Raw genomic sequence first — 20,971 nt, 5'->3', positions numbered from 1 at the left:
GGAGTTAGTTTAATAATAATGCCTGATATATTGTAATTACAATTACGCTGTCCGTAATCCTTCTTTTTCATAAAAATAAAACTGCATAGCCTAATGACATATGCAGTTTATTGCCTTTTATTTTTTTTCAGGATACTCCAAACAATGTAACGAATAAGTCTCCCTTATGTTCATGGCTCTCTACTTATTCAATTGAAAAAATAAAAGAATATAATGGTTGTTTCCCATTATGAACTTCAACTTCAACGTCTTCGAAATTCTCATTACAAAACGCAACAAGACTTTCGACATCTTCAGCAGTGGCATCCTCTCCATATAAAATGGTAAGGATTTCTGAATCTTCGTCAATCATATCGGAGAGAAGATCTTTTGCCGCTTTAGTCATATCTTTATCCTTCACTTTGATGGTTCCTTCAGCAATTCCCATGAAGTCCCCGGTCTCGATTGCAAGACCATCAATGTTGGTATCCCGGACAGCATAAGTAATCTGGCCCGTTTTCACATGTGAAAGGGCTTCGTTCATCGCTTTTTTATTCTCTTCAGCATCAAGGGAAGGGTTGAAAGCCAACAATGCAGCCATTCCTTGTGGTACTGTTTTCGATGGGATAACAGTCACATGATCCCCAAGTACGTCTGCAGCCTGATTAGCCGCCATGATGATATTTTTATTGTTAGGCAAGATGATTACATGATCTGCATACGCCTCTTCGACAGCTTTAACGATATCTTCCGTGCTAGGATTCATCGTTTGTCCGCCTTCGATTACGGACTTAGTGCCGATGCTTTTGAATAATTCGCTTATCCCAGCACCCATCGCCACTGACACTACAGCGTACTTCTCTTTGGTGGACGGTTTAGTTTGAAGCGGTGTATTCGTCTCACCTACAATCGCAGTATGCTGTTCACGCATATTGTCGATTTTCATTTTTATTAAACTACCATATTGCTGTCCATAATTAAGGCACGTGCCAGGCTGTTCAGAGTGAATATGTACTTTAACAACTTCATCATCTGAGATGACTAATAAAGAATCTCCGTATTCACTTAAATCATTTCTGAATTTTTCTTCATCAAATGATTTATTGGCAAGTTTTTCACTTTCCAATCGGACCATGAATTCCGTGCAGTAGCCATACACGATATCTTCCGTGTTCATATGCCCTTGTACATTCATGTGATGTTCGGCTCTGATTATGTCATCCATGCTTGGGCCATTTGCAGATCTGACTGGAAGGGCTTCACCTTTCAGCTCAGCAAGGAAACCTTCATAAACAAACACCAACCCTTGCCCGCCGCTATCAACGACTCCCACTTCTTTTAAGACTGGAAGAAGATCAGGTGTACGTTTTAATGAAGCATTGGCCTCCGTAACGATTTCTTCCATTACCTGAATAAGGTCTATGTGCTTTGCCGCTGATGAAACCGCTTGCTTGGCTGCATCTTTTGCAACCGTTAAAATGGTTCCTTCAACGGGTTTCATAACAGCTTTATAAGCTGTCTGAACCCCTGCTTCAAAAGCTTGGGCAAATTCTTCACTATTGATTTCCGATTTATGTTCAATCGCTTTAGCAAAACCGCGGAACAGTTGCGAAAGGATAACTCCCGAATTGCCGCGTGCACCCATCAGCAGTCCTCTTGAAAGGGACGTACCCACTTTCCCGATGTGTTCCTGGACGTTATTTTGCACTTCCTTCGCTCCCGAAGTCATCGATAAATTCATATTCGTTCCTGTATCACCATCTGGAACAGGGAAAACATTCAATGCATCAACCATTTGGGCATTAGCCGCTAAATGGTTGGCACCTTGAATGATCATTTCTGCAAAGCGCTTTCCGTTTAAACTTGTAATTGACACAAAACTTTCCTCCTATACTTAAGGGTTCGTCACACGAACTCCCTGTACAAAAATGTTAACGGAATCAACAGCTAATCCTACAGTTTTGTCCAGAGTGTACTTTACCTTTGATTGCACATTATGTGCAACTTCCGAGATTTTCGTTCCATAACTTACGATAATATACATATCGATATGAACTTCTTCCTCTTCTTGACGGACAATTACACCCTTAGTAAAGTTTTCTTTTCTTAAAATTTCGGCAATGCCGTCTTTAAATTGTTTTTTGGAAGCCATTCCTATAATTCCGTAGCAATCCACGGCTGCACCGCCTGCTACAGTAGCGATAACATCATTAGAGATATCAATTTGTCCATACTTCGTTTGTAATTCGATAGACATTTTCTTTTCCCTCCCAAAAAATCAAATCAACTAAAGACATTTTACTATAATGTCTATGGTTTTAAAAGTAAATGTCTTACGGCACTCTATATAATTCAATTTTGAAGTATGTATGTCAAGGTTTTTTTCTTGAAAGTAATTAACTGAAGTATTGCATTCTAACGGTAGGTATGATAAATTATTAAAGTATTTTACAAAGACTTAAGACGACTGCGAAAAACTTAAGCTTGTTGTAGTTAGGAGGGAATTTAACATGGCACGTAAATGTGTAATCACTGGAAGAAGAACTCGTTCTGGTAACAGCCGCTCTCACGCAATGAACGCTAGCAAGCGTACATGGGGCGCTAACCTTCAAAAAGTACGTATTTTAGTTGACGGTAAACCTAAACGTGTATACGTTTCTGCAAGAGCTCTTAAATCGGGCAAAGTAGAACGCGTATAATGTTACGGCATCCTCTTAGGATGCCTTTTTACTTGTACTGGCCAGTATTTAATGGGGATGGTTATCATTCTTTGATCAGGTCTAGCCTGCATCAAGAAAGGCAGCCTTCACCCATTAATGGATGGTCGCGCATTTCATTTTCCCGAAAAATAACACCTCCCTATATTCGAGAGGTGTCATGGAGATAAGTATCAGCCTTTTTTAAACGCTCCGAGCATAGCCCTTACCAAACTGCCCAGAACTTTTGGCAATTTAATCGTATAAAATTTCATCATGCCCCTCCTCTTTGCATCCCACAAATAAGATGAAGTGGAATTTTTCTATTACAACATAAGCTTTTAAGCGGATATAGGATGATCGTAATTATATCCGAATCTGCTCTAAGCATGAATTTTAATCACTGCTTCTTATCACCATTAATATGCCTTTCTCAAATGAAACATTCCCAGATTCGGAAATTAGTTCATTGCTAATGCAAAGCGTCGAACCTATTTCCAAGCTTGCATCATTCAGTGGGTATTTGAAACCCGAAAGAGTAATGCCGGTGACTTCCGCCGTTACAGGGAGCAATGACAAGTACTTCTTATCATTCAAAGCAGTGACCTCATATGAACCCGCTGTCTTTACTGTGAATATATTTTGTTGATCAACTATGTATATATCTATATCGCCATGATAAGGGAGGACACTTTCCTTTTGGAGAAGCTGGATATTCCCAAGAAAATGGTCCATTCTCCCCCCTGTAGCGCCCAGAATGTGAATTTCACTTGGCTTTTTCCCTATTGCCCATTTAAATGCGATTTCTAAATCCGTTTCATCCTTTTCCGAAGAATATAGATTGATTTGTTCTAGCCTTTGTTCAATCTTCTTGTATTCACCTTCCGAAACTGAATCAAAATCCCCAAAACCGCACCTAGGTACGATACCTTTTTCAAGCAAGGACCATACTCCCCTATCAACCCCGACCCAAAGATCAGTCTTCTCCTTATACCATGTCAGATCCGGCCAAAGACATTCAGGACCTCCAGCCATTATACTAATAATCATCTAAATCATCCTTTTCTATATATATTCAATTGATAAAAAAAGCCGAACACCATCATACGAATATGATAGTGTCGGCTTATATCACTTTCCCCGGATCTTTTGAATCGCTGCGTGTCGATCTTCTTGATTATATATTGCCGAGCCGGCCACTAGGACTGTCGCCCCTTGTTCAATACATAGTTTAGCCGTCTCTTCATTTACTCCGCCATCAATCTCTATTTCCAAATTCTGATTATACATTCCTGCCATCGCCTTCACTTCGGCAATTTTGGGCAGTACGGATTTAATGAACTTTTGCCCGCCAAAACCCGGATTAACCGTCATCAACAACACCATGTCAATATCCTCGATTATAGGTTGGATCAAGGAAGCTGGAGTGGCTGGATTAAGCACCACGCCTGCCTTTACACCAAAAGACTTAATCAATTGGATCGTCCGGTGCAAATGAGTGCATGCCTCTACATGTACAGTTATATAATCGGCTCCAGCTTTCGCAAAAGCTTCGATATAACGATCGGGTTGTTCGATCATTAAATGAACATCAAGCGGAAGCTTTGTCACCGGTCGGATAGCCTCGACAATTAGTGAGCCTATCGTAATATTCGGCACGAAATGCCCATCCATGACATCTACATGGATTAAATCCGCTCCGCCCCTTTCCACATCAAGAATTTCTTCTCCCAATTTTGCAAAGTTAGCTGATAAAATGGATGGTGCGATTTTAACCATTTTAATACCTCGGCTTTCTATCTCTGATTTCTTCTAAGAATTGCATATAATGCTCATATCGATAACGGGGAATTTCCCCGGTATCAACCGCTTCCTTCACTGCACACTTCGGTTCTTTATCATGCAGGCAGGCCCGGAATTTACAGTCTTCCCCATGCTTATGCATCTCCGGGAAGCAATAGGATAACCGTTCAGCTTCCATTTCCATGAATTCGAGTGAACTGAATCCTGGAGTATCCGCGACAAGTCCAGAGCCAATATGAATCAATTCAACGTGGCGGGTGGTATGCTTCCCACGTCCGAGGTGTGAAGAAATATCATCCGTCTTTAAAGCCAATTCAGGATTGATTGCATTCAGCAAAGACGACTTCCCAACGCCGGACTGACCTGCAAATACACTGGTTTTTCCTTCTAAATACGGCACCAGTTCTTCAATCCCTCCTGCGGTAACTGAAGATGTCTCCAGTACAGTATAGCCAAGTTTCTGATAGTCCTTGATATACTGAGACAATTTCTTTTGGTTTTCAGCAGTAACCAAGTCCAGTTTCGTCACGACGATAATGGGTTCGATTTCGTTATCTTCGATCAGTACGAGAAATCGATCAAGCAAGGCAGGACTGAAATCAGGTTCTACTGCCGAAAAGACAAGGATTGCCTGGTCTACATTCGAGATTTGCGGCCGTATCAATTCATTCTTTCGCGGTTTTATTTCGGTCACGGTCCCGTCCGTTTTATTTTCCGCTTCAAAAACCACATAATCACCCACAAGTGGCGTTACCTTATTCTTCCTGAATACTCCCCGTCCACGGCATTGATATATCTCTTCACCATCAAGGACATAATAAAATCCACTTAATGCTTTGATAATTTTTCCTTCGGGCATAACCACACTCCTAATTATTAGATTTATTCTGGATAAGAGACGGCTTGGTCGATGATGACCTGATTGTCCCGCATGACTTTATATCCTGCTTTCTTATCCGGGGAAACCATTAATTCGATTGTTCTCTTGGCATTTTCCACGATAAAGAATGTTTCTTTGGGCTCCGTCATGCTATTATTGATATCCTCAATGAAAATTTGTATTTTTTGCGCTTTGCCTGGTTCAACCGGATCATACTCGATTTTGACTTCCTCCGTTACACTCTTAGGAGGAATCTCTTCTTTCCCTTTTGAAAGGACTACTTTCACAGTACTGCCCTTTTCCACCTTCGTAGCAGGTTCCGGTGACTGGGAAATGACAAGCCCCTCTGCTACGGAATCATCATAGACTTCTTCTTCGACCTCAACCTTTATTCCACTCTCACTTGAATAATCATTAAGGCCAGTTTTATTGAACCCCGTTAAGTTCTTCAAGCTAAGCAGATCTTCCCCTTTACTGACCGTTAACTCAAGCTCCGTTTCGGATGGTACGACTCCAGTGGCACCCGAAGGCGATTGTTCTATGATCGTGCCGGGAGCACTGTCATCATATTTTTCAGTCACGCTTATGTTTTTGAATCCCATTTTTTCAAGCAGGGATTTAACATCTGAGTAGTCTCGGCCTTCATAGCTGGACAATGAAATCGTCTCTTTACCAATGCTTTCATAAATATTGATTTCTGCGCCTTCCTTGACCGTCTTACCTTCCTTAGGATTGGTTTTGATTACAAGACCAGCTGCAACCTCTTCATCTTCAATCTTGATCGTTTCTCCAATTTCCAATTTCAATTCAAGCAGATCAGTAATGGCATCATCCAATTCTTCCCCTTTTAGGTCAGGGATCGTCACTTCCTTCGAAACAAGGAGGGGAGGTACAACAGTGACAGATAAAACAGCAAGCAGGGCGAGAACTAAAAAGGTGGTCACCAAGATAGCAGGCATGTTCTTTCGTTTTTTACCTTTGTGTTCCGACTTATTTTTTTGTTTCTTCTGTTTCTTTTGTTTTTTCTGTTTCTTTTTCGATTTACTCTCTGCTTCTGATTCACTTTCTTCTTCGTCCGCATAGACTAATGGATTTTTTTCAGGACCCCTAATGATTGTCTCATCGATGCTTGAAAGCTGATCATCCGTTATGACGGGGATGGCTTTTGTTGCATCATGATCTTCGGGAATCGCAAAAGGCAGTTCATTTGAACGCTCCGGATTAAGCGACGTCCGCATATCATCTTCCATTGAATCCACGCTCTCATAGCGGTAATATGAATCTTTGGCTGTCGCTTTCAAGATAATATTTTCCACACTCTGAGGTATTTCAGAGTTCCAGCGTTTTGGCGAAGGAGTTTCCGATTGTAAATGTTTAAGAGCTATCGAAACGGCTGATTCACCAGAAAAAGGCAATCTACCCGTCAACAATTCAAACATGACGATGCCAAGTGAATAAATGTCCGATTTCTTATTGGCCATACCGCCTCTGGCCTGTTCAGGAGATAAATAATGAACCGAGCCCAAGACTGCGTTGGTCTGCGTTATGTTTGTTGCACTTAGGGCCAATGCAATTCCAAAGTCCGTAATCTTGACGGTTCCTTCTTTATCAATCAAAATGTTCTGTGGCTTGATGTCACGATGGATGATCCCATTATGATGGGCATGGGAAATCGCTGCCGTGATTTGTTTCATGATATCCAAGGCTTCATCAATTGGAATTGGATAATATTTTTGTATGTATTGCTTAAGTGTGAAACCGTCCACGTATTCCATTACAATATAATAGATGGAATCTTCTTCACCAACATCATAAATACTTACGATATTCGGATGGGCCAAACTGGTTGCCGATTGGGCTTCCCGATTGAAGCGCTTGATGAACTCTTCGTCATTATTAAAATCCATGCGAAGGATTTTCAATGCAACATCCCTATCTAAGATCATATCCCTTGCAAGATAAACATTCGCCATACCGCCGCCGCCGACCATCTCGATCAGTTTATAGCGGCCGTTGATTCTTCTACCAATCAACATTCAATTCACCTGCTTTCACTTTCTTCAGTAAATTGAACAAGCACAAGTGTGATATTATCTTCCCCACCGTAGTGATTGGCCTTATCTATTAATGAATTCGCCATCTCTTCAAGTGGCCGTCCATTGGTTATCGTTTCTTCCAGTTCCTGTTCACTCACTTTATTCGTCAAACCATCCGAACAAAGCAATAGTAAATCATTTTCTTCGAAGATGACCGTCAAAATGTCCATTTCCACTTGCATTTCTGTCCCCAAGGCTCGTAATAAAACATTTTTCCGTGGATGGTTTTCTGCATCTTCCTTCGAAATCTGCCCGGAACGGACCAATTCGTTAACAAGTGAATGATCTTCCGTGACCTGCTTAAAACCGCTCTCATTATACAAATAACATCGGCTGTCCCCGATGTTGGCAATGGTAGCAAACTTGTCGGTGCAAATGGCTGCAACAATGGTGGTCCCCATGCCCTTACATTCCGTATTCGCTTCTGCATGTTCAAAAAGCAACTGATTGACCAAGAAGATTTGCTGCTTCAGCCAACCCTCGGCATCATTTGCCGTTTCGATACCGGTGGATACTTCCCAGCCCTTTTTCAGAAGGTCTATCGTCATTGCACTGGCTACATCCCCGGCACGGTGGCCGCCCATGCCATCTGCAACGATGGCAAGGCGAACGCCTTCCGAGTTCTTAAAGATCCCGCCATTATCTTCATTATGCTGGCGGACTTTTCCACGGTCTGTCTTAAATATTGCCCTCATAGGGTCACCTCGTCTCTTCTTTGCGCTCCTTGGCCCGAAGCTGGCCGCAGGCTGCGTCAATATCACTGCCTTGTTCCCTTCGGATCGTTACATTAATGCCGCGCTTCTTCAATGTTTTTTCAAACTCAAAAATTTGGTCCCGAGGTGTACGTACATAGTTGCGTTCAGGTACATAGTTAACCGGTATTAAGTTGACATGGCATTTTATCCCGGTTATTAAATTTGCTAATTCTTCTGCGTGCTCCACTGTATCATTTTCGCCACCGAATAGACCATATTCAAAACTTACACGGCGACCTGTTTTTTCTGTATAGTATTTGATGGCTTCAATCAAGTCAGGAAGTTTGTAGGCCTTATTGATCGGCATCAATTTACTTCTCAATTCCGTGTTCGGTGCATGAAGGGAAACAGCAAAGTTTATTTGCATGCTTTCTTCGGCAAACTTATAGATTTTAGGTATGATTCCACTTGTGGAAACGGTAATATGACGTGCCCCGATGTTCAAGCCCTTTTCATGGTTTATATTCTTCAGGAATGACATCATATTGTCATAGTTATCAAACGGTTCACCGATTCCCATGATAACGACAGAACTAACACGTTCTTCCGATTCGTCAAGTGCTTGCTGAACTTTAACGACCTGAGCAACAATTTCCCCTGATTCAAGATTCCGCTTTAAACCGCCAAGTGTCGACGCACAGAATGTACAGCCAATTCTGCAGCCTACCTGCGTTGTCACGCAAATGGAGTTTCCGTATTCATGGCGCATAAGCACCGTTTCAATCGAATATCCATCATGGAGTTCAAATAAAAACTTTATGGTTCCGTCATTTGACGTTTGCTGAATCAACGTTTTCAATGTTGTGAAGGTGAATTGTGATTCCAGCTTATCCCGTAATGTTTTCGAAAGGTTGGACATATCTTCAAAACTGGACACACGCTTTTTATAAAGCCAGTCATATACTTGATCGGCCCGGAATGCCTTCTCTCCATTTTGAATAAGCCATTCTTTAATTTGGTGAAGCTCTAATGAGTAGATCGATGGTTTTTCTGGTGTCGTGTCTTTTCTTACTCTTGATGATTTGGTTATTTTTGCCATTACAGCACCTTCTTTCTAAAACTCGCAATAAAGAATCCGTCACTGCTAAAATATTGCGGAAAAACTTGCAGCGTATGACCCTCGATAAATGGTTGAACGATTTCAGGCATTCTTGTGGACAAGGTTGCATCGCTTTCAAAATCCGGATGGCTTTCCAAAAATGCTGCAGCGACTTTTTCATTTTCTTCTTTATCCACCGTACAGGTACTATATACTAACCTCCCGCCTTGCTTAACAAGCGGGGCAGCTGATTCCAATAATTGTTTTTGTATACTTGAGAGTTTCATTATATCATCTTTTGTTTTAGTGTACTTTACATCAGGTTTCCGGCGCATGACTCCCAACCCGGAACATGGTGCATCGATCAGGACCCTGTCAAACCCTTCCTTATTAAAGTGTTCTTGCACTTTTCTGCTATCAAGGGCCATTGTCTTAATGTTGTTTCTGAGTTTCAGGCGCTCCGCCTGCTCTTTTATGAGCTTGACCTTATGCTCATGAAGGTCGAGCGCATATACTTGTCCAGTGGTCAAACCTTCTGCGATATGTGTCGTTTTCCCTCCAGGTGCAGCACAGCAGTCAAGTACAGCATCATTTTCATTCGCACCCAATGCATGTGCAACAAGCATTGAACTCTCGTCCTGAATCGATAAATACCCCAATTTATAGCTTTCTGAATGAGCAAGATTCCCTTTATAACTGACGATTGCTTCGGGAACGACTTCACTTGCCTCAACATCATATCCTTCTTCAGTTAATATGCTGATTAGTTCAGAGCGTGAAATCTTCTTTAAATTAACCCGTCCTGTCTGTAATGGTGCGGTTAAGTTTATTTCACACATTTCCTTGGTTTTTTCATAACCAAATTGCTCCACCCAACGTTTGACCAACCAAATTGGATGACTCACTTCTATGGAAAGCCGTTCCATCTCATTTTTTATATCATCTAAAGAAGGAACACCATTTCTTTGAATATTACGAAGCACACCATTTACCATTGAAGATGTACCCTTGTGTCCGCGCTTTTTGGAAATTTCGACAGCCTCGAATATGATTGCATGATCAGGCACTTTATCTAAATAGACCATTTGATAAACGGAAAGTCTGAGTAAGTTGATGACCCAGCTTTGCGTTTTTTTAGGTTGTTTAATATACGGGCTCAAATAATAATCCAAAGTCATCTTCCGCTGTATGGTACCGTAGCTTATTTCTGTAAGCAAACCGCTGTCCACGACGGATAACTGGTGCTTTTTAATCAAGTTGTTCAATAATAGGTTACTGTAGGATTGGTTTTTCTCTACAGATTCCAAAATATCGAGAGCGATTTCACGTACTCCCTTTTTAGTTTGCTTCATTCTGTTCTCCTAACTTCATGCCTGCTTTAATGAACGAACCAGCTCCGCGCAAGTAATCTTTCGCCGGCATTTTTTTCTTTCCTGAAGGCTGCAGTTCTGTCACTAGTATTGCCGTCTCGTTGCCTGTCGAAACGATGAAACCATCATTTTGTACATCAAGGACCGTGCCCGGCAAAGCCTGTTTGCCGTCTTCTAGTTTCTTTACTTGCCAAATTTTCAAAATGGAACCGTCTAAGGTTGTATAAGCAACAGGCCAAGGATTCAAGCCGCGTACATGGTTATAAATGTCTTCCCCTGATTTCGACCAGTCGATTTTTTCCTGCGACCGTTTGATGTTAGGTGCAAAAGACGCTTTAGTCTCATCTTGCTTGATCGCCTGTAACTCCTCATTAATAAGTTTCGGAAGTGTCTCTGCAAGTAAATCCGACCCTATCTTACTTAATTTATCATGCAGTGTACCGACATTGTCTTCTTCCTCTATAGTGACTTCCGCCTGAGTCAATATATCACCGGCATCCAATTTTTCCGCCATATACATGATGGTTATCCCAGTCTTTTCTTTCCCCTGTAAAATGGAATAATGAATGGGCGCCCCTCCACGCAGTTCAGGAAGCAGGGAGGCATGTACATTAATACAACCGTACTTAGGGGCATCCAACAATTCATTCGGAAGGATTTGTCCGAAAGCCGCAGTCACCACTAAGTCAGCATTCAATGCAATGATCTTTTCAAGTTCTTCTTTTTCACGGATTTTTTCGGGCTGATAAACGGGAATCCCCTGCTTTTCGGCTTCGACCTTAACTGGCGGCGGCGTTAGCACCTTTTTGCGGCCTACTGGACGATCGGGCTGTGTGACAACAGCGATCACATCATACCCTTCATCAATGATTCTTTTCAATACCGGCACTGAAAAGTCCGGTGTACCCATAAAAATAATTTTTGTCATTCTTCTCCAAACCTTTCTAACTCTTCTTCCGAAATATACCGGGAAACCTTACTTGTAAATAAAACTCCTTGCAGATGATCGATTTCGTGCTGAAGGGCCCTTGCGAGGAAATCTTCCGCTTCTATCTCGAAAAAAGATCCTTTTCGGTCTTGTGCCCGGACCTTGACACGGTATGGACGCGATACTTCACCATATAAACTTGGGAAGCTCAAGCATCCTTCAACACCTGTCTGTTCGCCATCCATTTCCACCACTTCCGGATTAATCAGTTCGATTGCACCTGACCCTTCTTCTATTTCAACGACGGCCACTTGCTTTTTCACGCCAACCTGAGGTGCTGCAAGTCCAACGCCATCCGCCTCCACCATCGTTTCATACATGTTATTTAACAGCTTTGCCAACTTTTTATCAAAACTTGTTACTTTATCGCATTTTTGTTGTAAAATTTTTTCAGGAAACAAGACAATCGGTAAAATAGCCAAAATTAAAGGTACCCTCCTAGATATGAAAAACAACACTTCATTATATAAAAACGCAAGCTGTAACAGCTCGCGGTAATCATCCATCTCTTAAACAATTACATCATGATCTGTGGATTTAAATCTATTGAAATCTGCAGATGATTTTGAGCGGTTTCTTTTTGGTAATGCTCCAAAAGTGTGCGTAAATGCTGATTCAGGTCCGGCTCTCGTTTGTATTTTATCAGACATTGATAGCGATATCTATTGTTGATTCGACTAATGGGCGAAGCAACTGGACCTAGTACGATAGAATCCCGATTCAATCGTGAGCCTAAATAATTGGTAATTTTCTCAGTAACACTCACCGTCTTCATTAAGTCTTCATGTGAAACGGTTATAAGGACAACATAATAATAGGGAGGGTAATGACTTTGCCTCCTTAGATGCATCTCCCGTTCATAAAAAGCATCATAATCCTGTAACGCAGAAAGTTCGATGCTGTAGTGCTCAGGCGTATAGGTTTGGATGACCACTTCTCCCGGAAGCTGATGACGTCCCGCCCTTCCGCTGACTTGTGTCAGCAGCTGGAATGTTTTTTCCGAAGAACGGAAATCAGGCAGATGTAGCATCGTATCAGCAGAAAGGACTCCAACAAGGGTGATATTAGGAAAATCAAGGCCCTTGGCTATCATTTGGGTTCCTAACAATATATCGGCCTTCCCTTCACCAAAGGCATTCAGCAACCGCTCATGTGAACCCTTCTTACTCGTCGTGTCAACATCCATTCGTATTACCCGTGCTTCAGGGAGGATTTTTGCAAGCTCTTCTTCAACCTTTTGAGTTCCTGTACCGAAGAACCTTATATGTTCACTTTCACATTCAGGGCAAACGGAAGGCATCCCTTCTTCAAAACCGCAATAATGGCATTTCATTATATCATTAAAGCGATGATATGTAAGTGAAATGTCACAATTAGGGCAGTTGATGACCAATCCGCAGCTTCGGCACATCACAAAGGAAGAATGCCCCCTTTTATTTAGCATCAGAACTGTTTGCTCCCCTTTCTCAAGCCGGTCTTTCAGCTTGGTAAAGAGCAGCTCCGAAAACATGGAACGATTTCCCGTCCTTAGTTCTTCCCTCATATCCACAATATCCACTGCTGGCAACGCATTTTTATTCATCCTCTGGCTAAGGGTCAATAATTTATAGACATTTTTCTTGGCTCGCGCAAAAGATTCAAGTGTAGGTGTGGCGCTGCCAAGAATAACCGGACACCCATATGATTTTGCTCTTTCAATGGCGACGTCCCTGGCGTGGTACCTTGGCGTTTCTTCTTGTTTATAACTGGATTCATGCTCTTCATCAATGATGACCAGTCCCAGGTTTTCAAAAGGAGCAAACACGGCTGAACGCGCACCAACCACCACTTTTACTTCTTTACGGTGAATTTTCCGCCATTCATCATATTTTTCACCTACGGATAAACCGCTATGCATGACAGCTACCTGCTCCCCAAATCGTTCCTTAAACCTTTTCACCGTCTGTGGCGTTAAGGAGATTTCAGGTACAAGCATGATAGCTTCTTTCCCTTTTTCGATGACAGAGGCAATTGCCTGTAGATACACTTCTGTCTTCCCGCTGCCGGTTACACCATATAAAAGGAAAACATCATGTTCATCATGATGAATTTTCTCGTGAATGGGCTTCAAGGCAGCTGCTTGTTCAGCAGTTAGTGTAAAGGGAGTGGATTTTTCGAACACACGGTTTTCATATGGATCACGGTATATTTCTTGGTCCATTTCCGAAAAGGCCCCTTTTGACACTAGGGATTTGACGGTACCGCTTGATGTATTTATCAATTCAAGCAATTCTTTTAACTGAATTGGTTCTTGATGTTCAATAAAATAATGAAGGAGTTCCTGTTGTTTTTTTGCATGGCCGGACATGGCTGATGCCATTTCTTTCAGTTCCTTAGGGGAAAGCAAAGATTTAATGACACGGACCGTCTTCTTATTAAGTCGGTTTTTCACATTATATACGAGCTCAAGATTGCCATTTTGCATTTCCTTTTGGAAGAGGGAAGCGTTCTCCCCTTCAATCACGTCTTTCCAAGATATTGAATCATTTTTTCCGAAAAGGTTTTGAATGAAGGGAGGGAGCTGATCCTTTTTATCTTCAGCGACTTTGATCACTTTTTCATACTTTGCTTTCATCGCTGCCGGAAGCATGGCCTGTAGCGCTGAAATTTTAAAACACATCGCCTCTTTGGTCAACCAGTCACCCAACTGAAGCAATTCATCATTAAGGATGGGCTCCAAATCCATTGGTTCTTTTATATAGCGTAATTTCGCAAAGTCGCTTTTAGCTTTTAAGTCTGTGACGAATCCCTGCACCATTCTTGGACCGAATGGGACGATGACTCGCATTCCGGGCTTGATGACTTGGTTCCACTTTTCAGGTATGCGATAGTCGAATTCTCGATCCGTTTGTTTAGCAGGTACATCAACAATGACGGATGCTATATCCATAAGACATCATTCCTTTTGCGTGCGAGATACTTCTGCCAGGATGCTTTTAGCTATATCCGCTTTACTCATTTTTGGAAGTTCTGTCGTACTTCCATCTTTATCGTAAATGGTCACGATGTTCGTATCCGTTCCAAATCCTGCCCCTGCGACGGTAACATTATTGGCAACGATCATATCTGCGTTCTTTTTAACTAATTTTCCTCTGGCGTATTCTTCAACGTTGTTCGTTTCAGCCGCAAAGCCCACCAAGATCTGATGAGTTTTATTTTCACCGAGTTCCTTAAGGATATCCTTTGTCCGTTCAAATTCAATCACATTTTCTCCTGGCTGCTTTTTCATCTTTTGAGCATGATAAATCTTTGGTTTATAGTCCGCCACTGCAGCCGTCATGATTACGACGTCACTGGAATCGAACTGATCGAATACCGCATCATACATATCTGCTGCTGATTCCACTGGTATTACTCTAGCCTTGGAAGGTGGCGTCAAGTTCACTGGGCCAGTAATCAATGTTACCTCAGCGCCCATTTCAATTGCCTGCTCAGCTAGGGCATAACCCATTTTTCCGCTGGAATGATTCGTCACGTAACGCACCGGATCGATTGCTTCACGAGTCGGTCCTGCCGTTATCAAATATTTCTTTCCTTTTAGAGGCTGTTGCTCTGTTTTGCGTTCACCGAAATATCGATTGAGGTGTTCTACGATAGTTTCTGGTTCCTCCAATCGGCCCTTCCCTACATAACCGCAGGCCAAATACCCTTCACCCGGTTCAATGAATTGATATCCAAACGACCGTAGTGTCTCCATATTGTTCTGAACCGCTGGGTGGGCGTACATGTGCACGTTCATTGCCGGCGCAACCCAAACAGGTGCTTCCGTTGCCAGTAGTGTGGTCGTGATCATATCATCCGCGATTCCATTGGCTACCTTGCCAATGACATTCGCTGTAGCTGGAGCCAACAGGATGATATCAGCCCAATCAGCCAAGTCGATATGGGCAATGACTGAAGAATCCTTCTCATCAAAAGTATCTGTGTATACATCATTTCTCGAAAGGGCTTGAAAGGTGAGCGGCGTCACGAATTTACGTGCCGATTCACTCATGATCACTTTAACATGTGCACCTTCCTGAGTTAATTTACTTGTCAGGGCAGCAGCCTTATATACAGCAATCCCGCCGGTGACACAAAGAAGTACTTTTTTATCGATAAGCATGCAAATTTCCCCTAACTATACATTCTATTTTCTTTTAATTATGACGGAAAACCGAAGAAATTTCATTGGAAATGCCCAATAACTTGTGGATTTCCCACACATTCCATATCTTTGCCTGCTTTCATCAATGACTCCGGTACTTTTTTAAAAACCAAAACAAACAGGCCTGACACCTTGGCCGCAGGAAGGAAGCACTTTCCAAATGTAACGCTCCTGTTTGCTTTAGGGTGTCAGGCCCGATAGGTCAAGCTATGTGTTCTTTTAGTTTTCCTCGTAAGAATTATCGTAAGTCAATTTACCGGAATGAATTTCTTCAAGGGCACGACCTACTGATTTATGGGAAACCGGTTTAGTCACAAGGCAATTATCTTTAATTTGCATTTCCCTGGCACGTTTAGCTGCCACTGATACAAGTGAGTATTTTGAATCGATTTTAAGTAATAGAGAATCAATTGATGGATATAACATTATTTATTCCGCCTCCAACATTTTTTTATATAAAACAGCAACTCTTTCCCGACGGCAATGCTCGGCAATTACAATTGCATTAATTCTAGCACATGCGGCATCCACATGATCATTTTCAACAACATAATCATACAGATCCATAAGTTCTATTTCCTCTTTGGCCACTTTCATCCGTCCTTTTATCGCTTCCTCCGTCTCGGTTCCGCGAGTAACGATACGGCTTTCGAGTTCGGTCAAACTCGGAGGAGCAAGGAAAATGAAAAGTCCTTCAGGGAATTTCTCCCGGACCTGTTTAGCTCCTTGAACTTCTATTTCCAGAAATACATCTTTTCCGGAATCGATTGTTTCACGGACATAATCCACGGGTGTTCCATAATAATTACCGACGAACTCAGCATATTCCAGCAATTTCCCTTCTTCGATCAGTGCTTCGAATTCCTCGCGTTTTTTGAAGAAATAGTCCACTCCGTCCACTTCACCATGGCGAGGCAGCCGTGTCGTCATTGAAATTGAATATTCAAATGCCGTTCCTGGCTGAGAAAAAATAGCCTTCCTTACAGTTCCTTTACCAACACCGGACGGACCGGACAAAACGATTAATAAACCTTTTTCTCTCATATTGTTTCAGTTACCCCTCTTCTACGCTGTCATCTCTATCTTGAAGCCGTGCGGCAACCGTTTCCGGTTGAACGGCAGATAAGATAACATGGTCGCTGTCTGTAATTATAACGGCCCTAGTTCTTCTACCATATGTAGCATCTATTAAGGATCCGCGGTCTCGGGCGTCTTGAATGATCCTTTTAATCGGAGCCGATTCAGGGCTCACGATGGATACGATTCGGTTTGCGGAAACGATATTCCCAAAACCAATATTAATGAGCTTTATTGACATTTTTGTCCCCCATTCATATCTATTGTCACCTTGTTAGGTTCATCATAAACCGACTACTCGATATTTTGAACCTGTTCCTTTAATTTTTCAAGCAGACTTTTCATTTCCACCACTTCTTTGGTAATGGCCGAATCATTTGCCTTTGATCCAATCGTATTGACTTCCCTATTCATTTCCTGGACAAGGAAGTCAAGTTTTCTTCCAATTGGTTCACTATGGGTAAGCGTCCTTGAAAATTGCTGTACATGGCTATCGAGTCTGGTCAGTTCTTCATTTATATCACATTTGTCAGCAAAAATGGCCGCTTCTGTCACAATGCGGCTATCTTCAATCAATCCTTCAGTCAGCTCGGCCAGTTTGATTTCCAACCGGGTTTTATATTTTTCGACGACTGAGGGTGCATGCATTTTGACCCCTGCTACAATCTCACCAAACTTATCAAGCTGGCGTTTCATGTCCAAGGCCAGTTCCTGACCTTCCAGATTTCGCATTTTTTTCAGATTTTCCAATGCCCCTGTGACAGCCTTCAATAACAGGGATTCCAAATCGGCAGGAACTGCAGGTACTTCTTCCGTCATGAAAATTGATTCAAGTTGCAGCATATCCTGTAATGTAATGGAACTTTCCAGATTGTATTTTCCCTTAACTTCATCCATCAAACCCACATACTGATCAGCAAGATCCCAATCGATCTTCACCTTTTTGGAAACCAGGCTCTCACCTTCCACTGTAATGAAGATTTCCACCCGTCCCCTTCTTATGTATTGATTCGCCTTCCTCTTCACCTTTTCTTCCAAAACCAAAAGCTGGCGCGGCATACGAATCGTATATTCACAAAAACGATGGTTCACGGTCTTAATTTCGGCAAAAACCTTGACCTGTTGGTTTTCCGCTTCATCTCTTCCATAGCCCGTCATACTGGTAACCATGGTTCCACATCCTATTCAAACATAATGTAGTAATTTGGCCTTTAACATTCATTATATATTAGCTACAGTACGAAAACGTTAGCTCACAAATAAAATACTACAAAAATAAAAAGGCAATAGAGCAAGACTCTACCACCTTAAAGATTATATCATATATCATTGTGCTTTTCTTGCTAAAAAGGTTCCAGCCAGTAAAAAAGTTGGAATGGATGCCATTCCTATTACTAATAGCCAATCCCTTCCCGAAATCGGTACCGTATGAAAGATTGTTTGTAATGGCTGCACATACATGACGGCTATCATCAATAATAGGGAGGACAATACCGCCCCCACTAGATAAAGGTTTCCAAATGGATTTCTCGAGAAGATCGAATGTTCGCTTCGGCAATCGAATACATGTATTAGCTGAGCCAGGACCAAGGTAGCGAACGCAATCGTTTGTGCATAAGCAAGGTTATCCGGATTTGCACGATATACTACATAAAATGCGATCAATGTAGAAATCCCGATCAGGAATCCGCGTGAGATGATCTTCCAGCCAAGCCCTCTTCCAAAAACACCTTCATTAGCATTTCTTGGATTCCTTTTCATTACATCCTCTTCAGCGGCATCCAGGCCCAACGCCATCGCAGGCAGTCCGTCGGTTACAAGGTTCACGAATAAGATCTGGATTGGTATCAACGGTAATGGCAAGGCACATAGCATCGCAAAAAACATGACCAAAATCTCCCCAACATTGGAAGCAAGCAAGTACCGGATGAACTTCCTGATGTTTTCATAAATATTCCTGCCTTCTTTGATGGCCGATTTAATCGTGGCAAAATTATCGTCAACCAATATCAAGGAAGAAGCTTCCTTAGCGACATCAGTCCCCGTGATGCCCATGGATATACCAATATCCGCTGATTTTATCGCAGGAGCATCATTGACACCATCCCCTGTCATTGCAACGACATGTCCTTTATTTTGCAAGGCTTTTACGATTTTCAACTTATGTTCCGGGGAAACGCGGGCAAATACCGAAACACTTTCAACAACTTCCTCAAGTTCCCCGACCTCCATGTCCGCTAATTGCCGACCTTCAAGTACACGGTCTTTCCCTCTTAAAATACCAAGTTCTTTAGCTATTGCCTTTGCGGTTATTACATGGTCGCCAGTAATCATGACAGTTTTGATTCCGGCATCCCTGCATTCTTTAACTGCCTGCTTCACTTCCGGACGTGGGGGATCGATCATGCCCTGCAGTCCCATGAAGGTCAAATTGCGCTCAGCTTCGGTTTCATGAAGTAAAATAGTTCCCTTTGAAAGGGGTTTATAACCAACAGCAATCATTCGAAGTGCCTGCGATGCAAGCCCATTCATGTCCTGTTGCACCCTTTCCTTACTCTCCCTATTTAATATTTCCGACCTTCCTTCCCAAAGAATAGTGTCGGACTGGGCGATCAATACGTCAGGGGCACCTTTTACGATGACGAAATGATTATCTTTATCGTCCTTCACTATAACACTCATCATTTTGCGGCTCGAGTCAAATGGAAACTCCTTGACTATCGTAAACCTCTTAGCCAAGTGCTCCCTCGTCAATCCCGCTTTCATTGCCGCGACCAACATCGCCCCTTCTGTCGGATCACCGTCTAAAATATATTGTTTACCCTTCTCCTTTAACTCAGCTTTGTTACAGAGCATGCCGAATGTAATTATTTGAAGCAAGGCATTATGGTTTTTCGGCGCAACTGAAACTCCCTCTAAAGAGAACTCTCCGACAGGATTATAACCAGTACCGCCGACATCCCAAGTTTTCCCTCCACTCCAAACCTTCGTCACCGTCATTTTGTTTTGTGTTAGTGTACCTGTTTTATCTGAGCAAATCACCGTTGCGCAGCCAAGCGTTTCTACGGCAGGAAGCTTGCGGACAATCGCTTTTTGTTTGATCATACGCTGAACGCCTAAAGACAAGGCTACGGTCACAATGGCTGGCAAGCCTTCCGGAATCGCTGCAACAGCCAAGGATACTCCGGCCAAAAACATCGTATAGAGGTCATGCCCTTGAATGACGCCAGTCAGGACCACGATTACAGTTAATATTAAAGCAGTGACGATCAAAATTTTGCCTAGCTGCTCCAACCGCCGTTGAAGCGGTGTTTCTTTTGTTTCTGCAGTCTGTAGGAGGTCCGCAATCTTGCCCATTGCCGTTTTCATTCCTGTAGCGGTTACGATTCCGACTCCATTTCCTCTTGTTACCATCGTTCCCATAAAAGCCATATTTTCCTGATCACCGATACCTTCGACCTCATTCATCAACGGATCAGAACATTTAACAGCAGGAAGTGACTCGCCGGTAAGTGCAGACTCTTCTATTTCAAGGCTTGAATGGTCGATGATCCGTAAATCGGCACCAATTCGGTCACCGCTAGAGAACTTCAGGATATCCCCTACAACGACTTCTCTCGAAGGGATTTTCAGCCATTGGCCATCCCGAAGTACGTTAACTTGCGGCGCTGCCATTTCCTTTAGCGCATCCAGGGATTTTTCAGCTTTCCGTTCTTGAAAAAAACCAAGTAATCCATTCAAAAAAACAATCGCCATAATGGCAATCGCATCGATATATTCACCCAATATCCCTGAGACCAATGTCGCGGCAAGTAAAACTATGACCATGAAATCTTTGAATTGGGCGAAAAATAAAAGAATGGCAGACTGTTTTTCTCCTTCCTTCAATTCGTTAAAGCCGTGCCTACGCAGCCTGTCCTTTACTTCATCATCGTCCAAACCGTGTGTAACGTTTGTTTGAAGCGCTTTCTCCATTTCTTGATTATTCATTTCCTTGAACTCCATCAAGTATCACACATCCCTTTGAATAGAATGAAATAGGCTCCTGTATACATATCAACAGGCGCTCTTTGCTTTACTCATCCAACACCTGCCTGCTTAC

The 20,971-nt window shown here is 42.4% G+C and carries 20 protein-coding genes; 1 reads left to right on the top strand and 19 read right to left on the bottom strand.

Going from position 1 to position 20,971, the window contains the following annotated elements:
* Positions 1-184: 184 nt before the first annotated feature.
* Positions 185-1,855: a DAK2 domain-containing protein gene (locus NYE63_RS08570; RefSeq protein WP_342604804.1), complete on the bottom strand. Its 1,671-nt coding sequence runs from the start codon at positions 1,853-1,855 to the stop codon at positions 185-187.
* Between the two features lie 18 nt (positions 1,856-1,873).
* Positions 1,874-2,236: an Asp23/Gls24 family envelope stress response protein gene (locus NYE63_RS08565; protein ID WP_048684651.1), complete on the bottom strand. Its 363-nt coding sequence runs from the start codon at positions 2,234-2,236 to the stop codon at positions 1,874-1,876.
* A gap of 253 nt (positions 2,237-2,489) precedes the next feature.
* Between NYE63_RS08565 and rpmB the strand changes: the two genes are divergently transcribed.
* Positions 2,490-2,678: a 50S ribosomal protein L28 gene (rpmB, locus tag NYE63_RS08560; RefSeq protein WP_034313767.1), complete on the top strand. Its 189-nt coding sequence runs from the start codon at positions 2,490-2,492 to the stop codon at positions 2,676-2,678.
* 191 nt (positions 2,679-2,869) lie between these two features.
* Here rpmB and spoVM read toward each other — a convergent pair whose 3' ends face one another.
* The 17 genes from spoVM to NYE63_RS08475 all read right to left on the bottom strand — a co-directional run bounded on the left by spoVM (position 2,870) and on the right by NYE63_RS08475 (position 20,874).
* A complete protein-coding gene (spoVM, locus tag NYE63_RS08555; RefSeq protein ID WP_034313769.1) occupies positions 2,870-2,950 on the bottom strand; it encodes a stage V sporulation protein SpoVM in 81 nt (26 codons plus the stop codon).
* Positions 2,951-3,071: 121 nt separating this feature from the next.
* Positions 3,072-3,725 carry a thiamine diphosphokinase gene (locus NYE63_RS08550; RefSeq protein ID WP_342604803.1) on the bottom strand — a complete coding sequence of 218 codons (654 nt, stop codon included), beginning with the start codon at positions 3,723-3,725 and terminating at the stop codon, positions 3,072-3,074.
* 81 nt (positions 3,726-3,806) lie between these two features.
* A complete protein-coding gene (rpe, locus tag NYE63_RS08545) occupies positions 3,807-4,454 on the bottom strand; it encodes a ribulose-phosphate 3-epimerase (RefSeq protein WP_342604802.1) in 648 nt (215 codons plus the stop codon).
* A gap of 1 nt (position 4,455) precedes the next feature.
* Positions 4,456-5,337 (bottom strand): ribosome small subunit-dependent GTPase A, encoded by an 882-nt coding sequence (gene rsgA / locus NYE63_RS08540; protein ID WP_342604801.1) that lies wholly within the window; start codon positions 5,335-5,337, stop codon positions 4,456-4,458.
* 23 nt (positions 5,338-5,360) lie between these two features.
* Positions 5,361-7,394 carry a Stk1 family PASTA domain-containing Ser/Thr kinase gene (gene pknB, locus NYE63_RS08535; RefSeq protein ID WP_342604800.1) on the bottom strand — a complete coding sequence of 678 codons (2,034 nt, stop codon included), beginning with the start codon at positions 7,392-7,394 and terminating at the stop codon, positions 5,361-5,363.
* A gap of 5 nt (positions 7,395-7,399) precedes the next feature.
* On the bottom strand, positions 7,400-8,149 hold the full coding sequence (locus NYE63_RS08530) for a Stp1/IreP family PP2C-type Ser/Thr phosphatase (protein ID WP_342604799.1): 750 nt from the start codon (positions 8,147-8,149) through the stop codon (positions 7,400-7,402).
* A gap of 4 nt (positions 8,150-8,153) precedes the next feature.
* Positions 8,154-9,248, bottom strand: coding sequence for a 23S rRNA (adenine(2503)-C(2))-methyltransferase RlmN (gene rlmN / locus NYE63_RS08525; RefSeq protein ID WP_342604798.1), 1,095 nt, complete (start codon positions 9,246-9,248; stop codon positions 8,154-8,156).
* Entirely contained in the window at positions 9,248-10,600 is a 1,353-nt protein-coding gene (gene rsmB, locus NYE63_RS08520) for a 16S rRNA (cytosine(967)-C(5))-methyltransferase RsmB (RefSeq protein ID WP_342604797.1), read from the bottom strand. The genes rlmN and rsmB overlap by 1 nt, the downstream gene beginning before the upstream one ends.
* Positions 10,587-11,546 (bottom strand): methionyl-tRNA formyltransferase, encoded by a 960-nt coding sequence (gene fmt, locus NYE63_RS08515; protein ID WP_342604796.1) that lies wholly within the window; start codon positions 11,544-11,546, stop codon positions 10,587-10,589. The genes rsmB and fmt overlap by 14 nt, the downstream gene beginning before the upstream one ends.
* Positions 11,543-12,028, bottom strand: coding sequence for a peptide deformylase (def, locus tag NYE63_RS08510; RefSeq protein ID WP_063231903.1), 486 nt, complete (start codon positions 12,026-12,028; stop codon positions 11,543-11,545). The genes fmt and def overlap by 4 nt, the downstream gene beginning before the upstream one ends.
* Positions 12,029-12,123: 95 nt before the next feature.
* Complete coding sequence (gene priA, locus NYE63_RS08505) at positions 12,124-14,535, bottom strand: primosomal protein N' (RefSeq protein WP_342604795.1); 2,412 nt, start codon at positions 14,533-14,535, stop codon at positions 12,124-12,126.
* Positions 14,536-14,541: 6 nt separating this feature from the next.
* Positions 14,542-15,750: a bifunctional phosphopantothenoylcysteine decarboxylase/phosphopantothenate--cysteine ligase CoaBC gene (gene coaBC, locus NYE63_RS08500; protein ID WP_342604794.1), complete on the bottom strand. Its 1,209-nt coding sequence runs from the start codon at positions 15,748-15,750 to the stop codon at positions 14,542-14,544.
* A gap of 261 nt (positions 15,751-16,011) precedes the next feature.
* A complete protein-coding gene (gene rpoZ / locus NYE63_RS08495) occupies positions 16,012-16,218 on the bottom strand; it encodes a DNA-directed RNA polymerase subunit omega (protein WP_098371057.1) in 207 nt (68 codons plus the stop codon).
* Positions 16,219-16,221: 3 nt separating this feature from the next.
* On the bottom strand, positions 16,222-16,836 hold the full coding sequence (gene gmk, locus NYE63_RS08490; RefSeq protein WP_034313809.1) for a guanylate kinase: 615 nt from the start codon (positions 16,834-16,836) through the stop codon (positions 16,222-16,224).
* A 10-nt stretch (positions 16,837-16,846) separates the two neighbouring features.
* Positions 16,847-17,110: a DUF370 domain-containing protein gene (locus tag NYE63_RS08485; RefSeq protein ID WP_034313813.1), complete on the bottom strand. Its 264-nt coding sequence runs from the start codon at positions 17,108-17,110 to the stop codon at positions 16,847-16,849.
* 53 nt (positions 17,111-17,163) lie between these two features.
* Positions 17,164-18,039 carry a YicC/YloC family endoribonuclease gene (locus tag NYE63_RS08480; protein ID WP_342604793.1) on the bottom strand — a complete coding sequence of 292 codons (876 nt, stop codon included), beginning with the start codon at positions 18,037-18,039 and terminating at the stop codon, positions 17,164-17,166.
* A gap of 156 nt (positions 18,040-18,195) precedes the next feature.
* Positions 18,196-20,874, bottom strand: a complete 2,679-nt coding sequence (locus tag NYE63_RS08475) for a calcium-translocating P-type ATPase, SERCA-type (RefSeq protein ID WP_342605711.1) — start codon at positions 20,872-20,874, stop codon at positions 18,196-18,198.
* Between the last annotated feature and the right edge of the window lie 97 nt (positions 20,875-20,971).

The sequence above is a fragment of the Peribacillus sp. FSL E2-0159 genome, from assembly GCF_038643155.1.
GTDB lineage: Bacteria > Bacillota > Bacilli > Bacillales > DSM-1321 > Peribacillus > Peribacillus simplex.
The sequence above is the reverse complement of the archived record's forward strand: the minus strand, read 5'-3'. Positions and strand labels throughout refer to the sequence as shown.

What these genes read in the sequence shown, in the direction of transcription:
- NYE63_RS08485 (WP_034313813.1), bottom strand. Translation starts at nt 17,110, where the DNA reads ATGTCAATAAAGCTCATTAATATTGGTTTTGGGAATATCGTTTCCGCA.
- spoVM (WP_034313769.1), bottom strand. Translation starts at nt 2,950, where the DNA reads ATGAAATTTTATACGATTAAATTGCCAAAAGTTCTGGGCAGTTTGGTA.
- rpoZ (WP_098371057.1), bottom strand. Translation starts at nt 16,218, where the DNA reads ATGTTATATCCATCAATTGATTCTCTATTACTTAAAATCGATTCAAAA.
- NYE63_RS08480 (WP_342604793.1), bottom strand. Translation starts at nt 18,039, where the DNA reads ATGGTTACCAGTATGACGGGCTATGGAAGAGATGAAGCGGAAAACCAA.
- rlmN (WP_342604798.1), bottom strand. Translation starts at nt 9,248, where the DNA reads ATGGCAAAAATAACCAAATCATCAAGAGTAAGAAAAGACACGACACCA.
- gmk (WP_034313809.1), bottom strand. Translation starts at nt 16,836, where the DNA reads ATGAGAGAAAAAGGTTTATTAATCGTTTTGTCCGGTCCGTCCGGTGTT.
- coaBC (WP_342604794.1), bottom strand. Translation starts at nt 15,750, where the DNA reads ATGCTTATCGATAAAAAAGTACTTCTTTGTGTCACCGGCGGGATTGCT.
- rpmB (WP_034313767.1), top strand. Translation starts at nt 2,490, where the DNA reads ATGGCACGTAAATGTGTAATCACTGGAAGAAGAACTCGTTCTGGTAAC.
- priA (WP_342604795.1), bottom strand. Translation starts at nt 14,535, where the DNA reads ATGGATATAGCATCCGTCATTGTTGATGTACCTGCTAAACAAACGGAT.
- rsgA (WP_342604801.1), bottom strand. Translation starts at nt 5,337, where the DNA reads ATGCCCGAAGGAAAAATTATCAAAGCATTAAGTGGATTTTATTATGTC.
- NYE63_RS08550 (WP_342604803.1), bottom strand. Translation starts at nt 3,725, where the DNA reads ATGATTATTAGTATAATGGCTGGAGGTCCTGAATGTCTTTGGCCGGAT.
- rsmB (WP_342604797.1), bottom strand. Translation starts at nt 10,600, where the DNA reads ATGAAGCAAACTAAAAAGGGAGTACGTGAAATCGCTCTCGATATTTTG.
- NYE63_RS08565 (WP_048684651.1), bottom strand. Translation starts at nt 2,236, where the DNA reads ATGTCTATCGAATTACAAACGAAGTATGGACAAATTGATATCTCTAAT.
- fmt (WP_342604796.1), bottom strand. Translation starts at nt 11,546, where the DNA reads ATGACAAAAATTATTTTTATGGGTACACCGGACTTTTCAGTGCCGGTA.
- rpe (WP_342604802.1), bottom strand. Translation starts at nt 4,454, where the DNA reads ATGGTTAAAATCGCACCATCCATTTTATCAGCTAACTTTGCAAAATTG.
- NYE63_RS08475 (WP_342605711.1), bottom strand. Translation starts at nt 20,874, where the DNA reads ATGGAGTTCAAGGAAATGAATAATCAAGAAATGGAGAAAGCGCTTCAA.
- pknB (WP_342604800.1), bottom strand. Translation starts at nt 7,394, where the DNA reads ATGTTGATTGGTAGAAGAATCAACGGCCGCTATAAACTGATCGAGATG.
- NYE63_RS08530 (WP_342604799.1), bottom strand. Translation starts at nt 8,149, where the DNA reads ATGAGGGCAATATTTAAGACAGACCGTGGAAAAGTCCGCCAGCATAAT.